This window comes from Oceanisphaera sp. (assembly GCF_048268965.1).
GTDB lineage: Bacteria > Pseudomonadota > Gammaproteobacteria > Enterobacterales > Aeromonadaceae > Oceanimonas.
This window is the reverse complement of sequence record NZ_JBLWUK010000033.1, coordinates 24,754-32,798: the sequence shown is the minus strand read 5'-3', so window position 1 is coordinate 32,798 and position 8,045 is coordinate 24,754. Positions and strand designations below refer to the sequence as shown.

Annotated in this window: 9 protein-coding genes; all 9 read right to left on the bottom strand. The window is 56.6% G+C overall.

All coding sequences use genetic code 11. The annotated features are described in order from the left end of the window. Positions 1-136 precede the first annotated feature (136 nt). Positions 137-448 carry a YhdT family protein gene (locus tag ACN0VL_RS13025; protein ID WP_417618051.1) on the bottom strand — a complete coding sequence of 104 codons (312 nt, stop codon included), beginning with the start codon at positions 446-448 and terminating at the stop codon, positions 137-139. Between the two features lie 123 nt (positions 449-571). Continuing rightward, positions 572-937 (bottom strand): RidA family protein, encoded by a 366-nt coding sequence (locus tag ACN0VL_RS13020; protein WP_417618050.1) that lies wholly within the window; start codon positions 935-937, stop codon positions 572-574. 123 nt (positions 938-1,060) lie between these two features. Next, positions 1,061-2,401, bottom strand: a complete 1,341-nt coding sequence (gene accC, locus ACN0VL_RS13015) for an acetyl-CoA carboxylase biotin carboxylase subunit (protein ID WP_417618048.1) — start codon at positions 2,399-2,401, stop codon at positions 1,061-1,063. Between the two features lie 9 nt (positions 2,402-2,410). Further along, positions 2,411-2,890 (bottom strand): acetyl-CoA carboxylase biotin carboxyl carrier protein, encoded by a 480-nt coding sequence (accB, locus tag ACN0VL_RS13010; RefSeq protein ID WP_417618046.1) that lies wholly within the window; start codon positions 2,888-2,890, stop codon positions 2,411-2,413. 38 nt (positions 2,891-2,928) lie between these two features. Continuing rightward, entirely contained in the window at positions 2,929-3,378 is a 450-nt protein-coding gene (gene aroQ, locus ACN0VL_RS13005; RefSeq protein ID WP_417618045.1) for a type II 3-dehydroquinate dehydratase, read from the bottom strand. Between the two features lie 431 nt (positions 3,379-3,809). Beyond that, positions 3,810-5,759, bottom strand: coding sequence for an acetate--CoA ligase (gene acs, locus ACN0VL_RS13000; RefSeq protein WP_417618043.1), 1,950 nt, complete (start codon positions 5,757-5,759; stop codon positions 3,810-3,812). Positions 5,760-5,958: 199 nt separating this feature from the next. Then, on the bottom strand, positions 5,959-6,306 hold the full coding sequence (locus tag ACN0VL_RS12995) for a YqaA family protein (protein WP_417618055.1): 348 nt from the start codon (positions 6,304-6,306) through the stop codon (positions 5,959-5,961). An 83-nt stretch (positions 6,307-6,389) separates the two neighbouring features. Continuing rightward, positions 6,390-7,079, bottom strand: coding sequence for a gamma-glutamyl-gamma-aminobutyrate hydrolase family protein (locus ACN0VL_RS12990; protein ID WP_417618041.1), 690 nt, complete (start codon positions 7,077-7,079; stop codon positions 6,390-6,392). Continuing rightward, a complete protein-coding gene (locus ACN0VL_RS12985; protein WP_417618039.1) occupies positions 7,067-8,035 on the bottom strand; it encodes an amidoligase family protein in 969 nt (322 codons plus the stop codon). The genes ACN0VL_RS12990 and ACN0VL_RS12985 overlap by 13 nt, the downstream gene beginning before the upstream one ends. Positions 8,036-8,045 lie beyond the last annotated feature (10 nt).

Here is an 8,045-nt window from a genome sequence, read left to right as displayed (position 1 = left end):
ACAAAGCCGCCCATAGAGCGGTTACCTAAAAAGTAGTCCTGCACAAAGCTGCCCTGCTGGGGGCGGCGGCTTAAGTAAAAGCCCAGGGTCAGCATCAGCACTAAATAGCAGACAAGGGGAACGAGTAGCTCGAGGTTCACGACTGTTTACCAGATTCAGATGGGGAAGGGGTAACGGCAGGGGAGCGTTTTACTGGCCCTGGGCTGCTTGCTGGCTCAGAGCTGTCCAGTGCCACCGTCTTGAAACAATAGCGCACCATGATCACGCACAGGCCAACGAATAATAAGGGGTTAAACAGGCAGCTTAAGAGAAACCACAGCGGCCAGCCCCCCAGGGTCAGCTCGGGGGAAACCCGATAAGCACTTAACCACCAGCCCAGCATGTACAGCACTGCCAGCCCGACACTCATGGCGGCTTCCCGGCGGGCGATGGAGACAATATTGGTCATCTTTGATTTTCCACAAGAAGGGGCCGCAGGATACCAGCCTGAGCTTGTCGGGATCAATCCGGTGCACTCAATAACGGCGACAGAGCGGCGCCCTGCCGCCAATAGCAGTGATATTAGCCAGTGTTAGCCAGCGTAATCGTCGCCGGCGGCGGCCACAAACGCCAGCTCGACCAGATAGCGGGGATTGGCCAGTTCCGCTTTAACGCAGGCACGGCTGGGGGCCGTATTGGGCTCGAACCAGGCGTCCCACTCGGCGTTAAAAGCGGGCAGGTTGGCGAAGTCGGTCAGGTAGATGGTCACCGACAGCAGGCGCGTCTTGTCGCTGTTGATTTTGGCCAGAGCCTGCTCGGCCTGGGCGAAGATCTGGGCGGCCTGGCCTTTTATGTCGGCGTCGAGATCAGACTCGGGCACTTCGACGAAGTGGGCAATGCCGTTGAATACGGTAATGTCGGACCAGCGTTGGCAGGGGTTGATACGGTGGATGCTCATCTTGTTTCTCTCTGGTGGGCGTTGAGGCGTTATTCTAGCGGTAAAAAGGAGAGAGGAAAACGCCGTCGATACCAACAAAAACGGCGCCCGAAGGCGCCGTTTGCAATCAGCAGTCGCCGTGCCTTACAGACCCAGCTTCTTCTCGAGATAATGAATATTGGTGCCGCCATTGCGGAAATTTTCATCACTCATGATTTCTTTATGCAGCGGTACGTTGGTCTTGATGCCTTCTATTACCAGCTCGTTCAGGGCGTGAGTCATGCGGGCGATCGCGATGTCGCGATTTTCGCCGTAGCAAATCAGCTTGCCGATCATGGAGTCGTAGTAGGGCGGAACCTTGTAGCCGGCATAAATATGGGAGTCCCAGCGAACACCCAGACCACCCGGAGAATGGAACAGGCTGATTTTGCCCGGGCTCGGCACGAAGGTCTGTGGATCTTCGGCGTTGATCCGGCATTCGATGGCATGGCCATGAACCGTCACCTGCTCCTGGGTGATGGACAGCGGCTGACCGGCGGCGATGCGCAGCTGCTCCTTGATCAGGTCGACGCCGGTGATCATTTCGGTGATCGTGTGCTCTACCTGAATACGGGTGTTCATTTCGATGAAATAGAACTCGCCGTTTTCGTAGAGAAACTCGAACGTACCGGCACCGCGGTAGCCGATGTCCACACAGGCGCGGCGGCAACGGTCGCCGATAAACTGACGCATTTCGGCGGTAATGCCCGGTGCCGGGGCTTCTTCCACTACTTTCTGGTGGCGACGCTGCATGGAGCAGTCCCGCTCGCCCAGATGAATGGCTTTGCCCTGGCCATCGGCGAGGATCTGCACTTCGACATGACGCGGGTTTTCCAGGAATTTCTCCATGTAAACCATGTCGTTGTTGAAGGCAGCTCCGGCCTCGGCCTTGGTCATGGCGATGGAGTTTTCCAGCTCGCTTTCGTTATGCACCACGCGCATGCCGCGACCACCACCGCCACCGGCAGCCTTGATGATCACCGGATAACCGATGCGCTTGGCAATGGCGGCGTTTTTCTTGGCGTCATCACCAATGGGGCCGTCGGAACCGGGCACACAGGGCACGCCGGCCTTCTTCATGGCGGAAATGGCGGCCACTTTATCGCCCATCAGGCGAATGGTATCCCCGGTGGGACCAATGAAGATGAAACCCGACTTTTCAACCTGGTCGGCAAAGTCGGCATTTTCTGCCAAAAAGCCGTAACCGGGGTGAATGGCTACTGCATCGGTCACTTCGGCAGCGGCGATGATAGAGGGAATGTTCAGGTATGACTGATGAGACTGGTTACCACCAATACAGATGGACTCGTCTGCCAGCAATACGTGTTTCAGCTCACGGTCGGCGGTGGAGTGCACGGCCACCGTTTTGATCCCGAGCTCTTTACAGGCGCGCAGGATCCGCAGGGCAATTTCACCGCGGTTGGCGATGACTACTTTATCCAGCATGAGAATTCCTTATTCGATAATGAACAGCGGCTCGTCGAACTCGACCGGCTGGCCATTGTCGATCAGAATGGCCTTGATCACGCCGGACTTGTCGGCTTCAATCTGGTTCATCATCTTCATGGCTTCAACAATGCACAGGGTGTCACCGGCATTGACGGTCTGGCCTACTTCGGCGAAGTTTTTCGCACCTGGGCTAGAGGCACGGTAGAAGGTACCCACCATAGGAGAGCGCATCACATGGCCGCTAACTGCCGGCTCGGCAGCTTCTTCTGCAGCTGCAGGAGACAAGGCCGCAGCCATGGCCGCAGGAGCTGGAGCAGGGGCGGGAGCAGGAGCTACTTGAAATTGCTGATACTGGGGCTGTATGTTCTGGCCGGGATTACCGTAACGGCTGATACGAACGGATTCTTCACCTTCGGAAATTTCCAGTTCGGCAATACCAGATTCTTCAACCAGTTCGATCAGTTTTTTGATTTTACGAATATCCATGAGCATTCTCTTGTTATGTTAGTACTGAGCTTGGGGAGTTAACGAGGGCTTAAATGTCTAGCCGCCGCTTCTAGGGCAAATTCGTAACCACTGGCGCCAAAGCCACAGATCACGCCTACCGCCTTGTCGGCCAGGTAAGAGTGATGGCGAAAGGGCTCACGGGCATGCACGTTCGACAGATGCACCTCAATGAAAGGAATATTCACTCCTAACAGGGCATCACGAATGGCAACGCTGGTGTGCGTAAAGGCAGCAGGATTGATAATAATAAAGTCTTGCTGGCCATAGGCCTGGTGGATGGCGTCAATCAGTTGATGTTCCGCATTGGACTGCAGGTGGCTGAGTACAATATTGCGCTCGGCTGCCTGTTGAGTCAGGCGAGCTACAATGTCGGTCAGGCTGTCTTGACCATAAATGCCGGGTTCGCGCTGGCCCAGTAGATTTAAATTGGGGCCGTTTAGCAACAGAATTCGGAATTTATCGACCATTGTGCAGCAAACCTCGTCAATCTTGCGGTGTTTATATCGAATAACAGGAAGCCTAGCCGTTTTTGCCTATCGCTGGCAAATAAAATCGTACGGTTCGACTCGGACCGGCTAATTATAGTGATTTCGTGGAAATTGGCAGCAATTTACTGGTCTAATCACTGAAAAAAAGCGTAAACCCAGCGAGAGATGGCCTTTGTTTAACACTCGGCAGACTCAGGGTTAGGGGGCCAGGGCGCACTGTAGCCAGCCTCCGTTACCGAGGCGACACATATTGACATTAACGGGGCCCTTGCATCAAGTCGGCGATACAACGGCCAGCCTGGCGTCTGTGGTGCTTTGCGGCCAGGTTTCGGAGCGAATAAAGCGCCTTTAATAACAAAAAACGCCGCCCGAAGGCGGCGTGCGTCAGAGTATTGCGGAGACGATGCGGCTTAGGCCTGCTGGCCCCGCTCTTCGATCAGGCGGTCGACCACGGCCGGATCGGCCAGGGTTGAGGTATCGCCCAGGGAATCGATTTCACCGGTGGCAATCTTGCGCAGAATGCGGCGCATGATCTTGCCCGAGCGGGTCTTGGGCAGACCTTCGGCCCAGTGAATGACATCCGGGGTGGCGATAGGGCCAATTTCTTTACGCACCCAGTCTTTAACCTCTTTATGCAGCTCGGCACTGGGCACTTCGCCTTCATTCAGGGTGATGTAGGCGTAAATGCCCTGGCCCTTGATTTCGTGTGGCACGCCAACAATGGCCGCTTCGGCAATTTTGGGGTGAGCCACCAGTGCCGATTCGATTTCGGCGGTGCCCATGCGGTGGCCAGAGACGTTGAGCACGTCATCCACGCGGCCGGTGATCCAGTAGTAGCCGTCTTCGTCGCGCCGCGCGCCATCACCACAAAAATAGGTGCCGGGGAAGGTAGAAAAGTAGGTTTGTTCGAAGCGGTCATGATCGCCAAAAATGGTGCGCATCTGGCCCGGCCAGGAGTCCAGAATGACCAGGTTACCGTCGGTGGCACCGTCCAGTATATGGCCGTCACCATCAACCAGCGCCGGTTGCACGCCAAAGAAGGGACGAGTGGCCGATCCCGCCTTGAGCAGGGTGGCGCCGGGCAGCGGGGCGATCAAGATACCGCCGGTTTCGGTTTGCCACCAGGTATCGACGATGGGGCAACGCTCGTCGCCGATCACCCGGTAGTACCATTCCCAGGCTTCCGGGTTGATGGGCTCACCCACAGATCCCAGAATGCGCAGACTGGCACGGCTGGTGCCTGCCACGGCCTCATCGCCTTTGGCCATAAAGGCGCGAATGGCGGTGGGGGCGGTATACAGAATGTTGACCTGGTGCTTGTCGACAATCTGGCTCATGCGGTTGGTTTGGGGGTAATTGGGCACGCCTTCAAACATCAGGGTAGTGGCACCGTTGGCCAGCGGGCCATACAGAATATACGAGTGGCCCGTTACCCAGCCCACGTCTGCGGTACACCAGTGCACATCACCGTCGTGATAATCGAAGATGTACTTGAAGGTCATGGCGGCATATACCAGGTAGCCACCCGTGGTGTGCAGTACACCTTTGGGAGTGCCGGTAGAGCCCGAGGTATACAGAATGAACAGCGGATCTTCGGCGCTCATTTCTTCTGGTTCGCAGTGGGCATCCACTTTGGCTGCTGCCTCATGCCACCAGATATCGCGCTGTTCATGCCAGGCCACATCGCCGCCGGTGCGACGATAGACAATGACTTTACAGTCCGGGTTGATCCCCGGCTTGGCCAGGGCTGCATCCACGTTGGCTTTAAGGGGAACGGTACGGCCTCCGCGCAGGCCTTCATCGGCGGTGATCACCAACTTGGCATCAGAGTCGATAATGCGACTGGCCAGGGCGTCGGGCGAGAAGCCGCCAAACACCACCGAATGCACGGCACCAATGCGGGCACAAGCCAGCATGGCCACGGCGGCTTCGACCACCATGGGCATATACAGGCTGACCACGTCGCCTTTTTTCACCCCTTGTGCTTTCAATACGTTGGCAAAGCGGCACACCTGCTCGTGCAGCTCGCGATAGGTGACTTTCTTGTCTTCGTCCGGGCTGTCACCTTCCCAGATAATGGCCACTTCATCAGCCTTGGTAGCCAAGTGCCGATCGATACAGTTGGCGGACAGGTTAAGGGTACCGTCTTCAAACCATTTGATGCTGATGTGGCCCGGATCGTAAGAGGTATTCTTTACCTTGGTATAGGGTTTTATCCAGTCCAGACACTTGCCCTGCTCGCCCCAAAAGCGCTCTGGATTATCGATAGACTCCTGATACATGCTTTTATAGCCAGCATCGTCTATCAGGGCGTGCTCGGCAATATGTGCCATGACAGGATGAACCTTAACTTCACTCATTATTCCGCTCCTTGGGGTTATAACCAATAATCCTTGGGGTGTAACTCTTGTGTAACAAAGTGACGCAGATAGTGGCCATGTTCAATTAGACTTTTGGCTAGCCGTGTTCCACTTTTAGCATAATTCGGGAAGGCTTGTTATGGGTTTGTATCGCAACGGTGTGCCGATTGTTCAAAAAAAGTTCAATCGGGTAGGCGCGTTACAGCAGAAAGCGTTCGGCAAAATAAATCACTATGCCATAGCGTGTCGCCTTGCCAATAAACACCAGCAGGGTAAAGGGCAGCAGCCGTACCTTCATGATGCCGGCAATAAAGGTCAGCGCATCGCCGCCTACCGGTGCCCAGGCCAGCAATAAAGACCAGACGCCAAAACGCTGAAAGCCGGCCTGGGCGCGGGCGAGCTGTTTCTCCTTGATGGGAAACCAGCGTTTATGGCGATAATGCAGCAGATACTTGCCTAACCACCAGTTGACGATGGAGCCCAGAGTGTTACCGACACTCGCCAGCGTCCACAGCAGCAGGGCGGCATCGGGCTGGCGAGTCAGCACGGCGGCCAATATCACTTCCGAGTAAAAAGGCGCTATGGTGGCCGCCAGCAAGCTGCTGCTAAAAACAATGATGTAATCCAGCATCAGGGGTACAGCCTCTCGGGTGGGGTGGTTTTGGCCAATTCGATTAAATGGCGAAAAATCGCCCGTTGGTGTGCCAGGTAAGGCAGGTATTCCGGATGCCATTGCACGCCCAGAATAGCGTGATTTCCCTGATATTCTATGGCTTGAACAAAGCCGTCCAGATCTCGCGCCGTTACGTCAAGCCGGGCGCCGAGCCGCTTGACGGCCTGATGATGCAGGCTGTTAATGCGCCAGCGTGGCTGACCAAAAATGCGATGCAATCGTCCCCGGCCCGTGCTCACGGCGGTCTTGCGTGGCAGCAGGGTGCGGCGGTTGGAGGTGCGTTGGCGCAGGGGGCGAATATCGGCATGCAGGGAGCCCCCCAGCACCACGTTGATCAACTGGGCGCCGCGACAAATTCCCAGCAGCGGGAGCTGGGTGTGCAGCGCATGTTCAATCAGCTCGATTTCAAAGGCGTCCCGTTTGGAGTCGGCCGGGGCTCGCCCGGTGTCTTCGCCATATAAAGCCGCATCTATGTCGTCTCCGCCGCCAATGATCAGCCCTTGCAGCTTGTCTCTTTTATGGGGCTGAAAGCTGTTGGGAGTGAGTCGCAACGCCCGGCCACCGGCCAGGTGAATGGCCAGACGAGTTGCCCACCAGGCCCAGGGTAGCTTGCTATCGGGGCCGGTGACGCCAATTAGCGGAGCCATTGCGTGACCTTGTGCTTCCAGGGATTTAAAAAGTCCGGCGTGATGTTGTCGAGGTGCGCGGCATAATGCCGGCATACCTCGGCCAGCCGATGTTCATCGTTGGCCAGGGCTTCTACCTGCAACCAGCCCCGCCAGGCATGATCGAGCGACCAGTGCAGGTTATCGATATCCGAATTGGGCAGACGATAGTGCAGTGTGGGGCGCTTGTTGACTTTATCGTCCTGCACGGCTCTTTGCACTAGAGCTTCGTCGTGCCAGGCCAGTATGGGTAACAAGTCGAGCGAACGGTTACGGCTGGGGTTGGTCAGCAGATAGTCGGCACTAAAGACGGGCAGGGTGGGCCAGTAATGCGCGTCTATCACCCGGCGGCTGTATTCTTTGCTAAAGGCGCGAATATAAGGGGACACCTTGCGGGCGGTCACTATGTCCTCATGCTCTTCCAGCCAGTCGTGCAGGCATAAATAGGCTTTAAAATAGCGCAGCAGGGTGTGGCCGTCGGTGGCTGGCAGCTCGGGGTTCAGGTGTAAACCAAAGGCATAGTGCAGGGCGTGGCGAGTACCTTTGGCGCCGGCCAGCCTCAGGCGCTCCAACAGGGGGGTTAACGAGGCCAGCTGCGACAGGGGCAGGGGAGGCGTGACCAGCTCGAGCGGCACCAGCTGAAAGGCCAGGGTGCCTAACAGCTCGGTGGCGGCCAGCTCCAGTTCGCCGGGCGGTTGTTCTTGTTGTTCCCGCGCCAGACGCTTCAGATAGTCGAAGTCCAGCTCGGCCCGAAAGGTACCCAGCGGGGTATCTATGTCAATTTCGTAGTCCGAGCGTTGGCGCAGGGTGCCATCAAGTTGATCGGCCACCAGCCCCGCCAGATAAGGCAAGGGCAGGCCGTTCAGCTCCAGCTCAACGCCAAGGCGTCGTTCACTTCCTTCGGCAGTAAGACAGTGTTCGGGCAAACTAAGCGCCATACCCACTCCT

What these genes read in the sequence shown, in the direction of transcription:
- ACN0VL_RS13025 (WP_417618051.1), bottom strand. Translation starts at nt 448, where the DNA reads ATGACCAATATTGTCTCCATCGCCCGCCGGGAAGCCGCCATGAGTGTC.
- ACN0VL_RS13020 (WP_417618050.1), bottom strand. Translation starts at nt 937, where the DNA reads ATGAGCATCCACCGTATCAACCCCTGCCAACGCTGGTCCGACATTACC.
- accC (WP_417618048.1), bottom strand. Translation starts at nt 2,401, where the DNA reads ATGCTGGATAAAGTAGTCATCGCCAACCGCGGTGAAATTGCCCTGCGG.
- accB (WP_417618046.1), bottom strand. Translation starts at nt 2,890, where the DNA reads ATGGATATTCGTAAAATCAAAAAACTGATCGAACTGGTTGAAGAATCT.
- aroQ (WP_417618045.1), bottom strand. Translation starts at nt 3,378, where the DNA reads ATGGTCGATAAATTCCGAATTCTGTTGCTAAACGGCCCCAATTTAAAT.
- acs (WP_417618043.1), bottom strand. Translation starts at nt 5,759, where the DNA reads ATGAGTGAAGTTAAGGTTCATCCTGTCATGGCACATATTGCCGAGCAC.
- ACN0VL_RS12990 (WP_417618041.1), bottom strand. Translation starts at nt 7,079, where the DNA reads ATGGCTCCGCTAATTGGCGTCACCGGCCCCGATAGCAAGCTACCCTGG.
- ACN0VL_RS12985 (WP_417618039.1), bottom strand. Translation starts at nt 8,035, where the DNA reads ATGGCGCTTAGTTTGCCCGAACACTGTCTTACTGCCGAAGGAAGTGAA.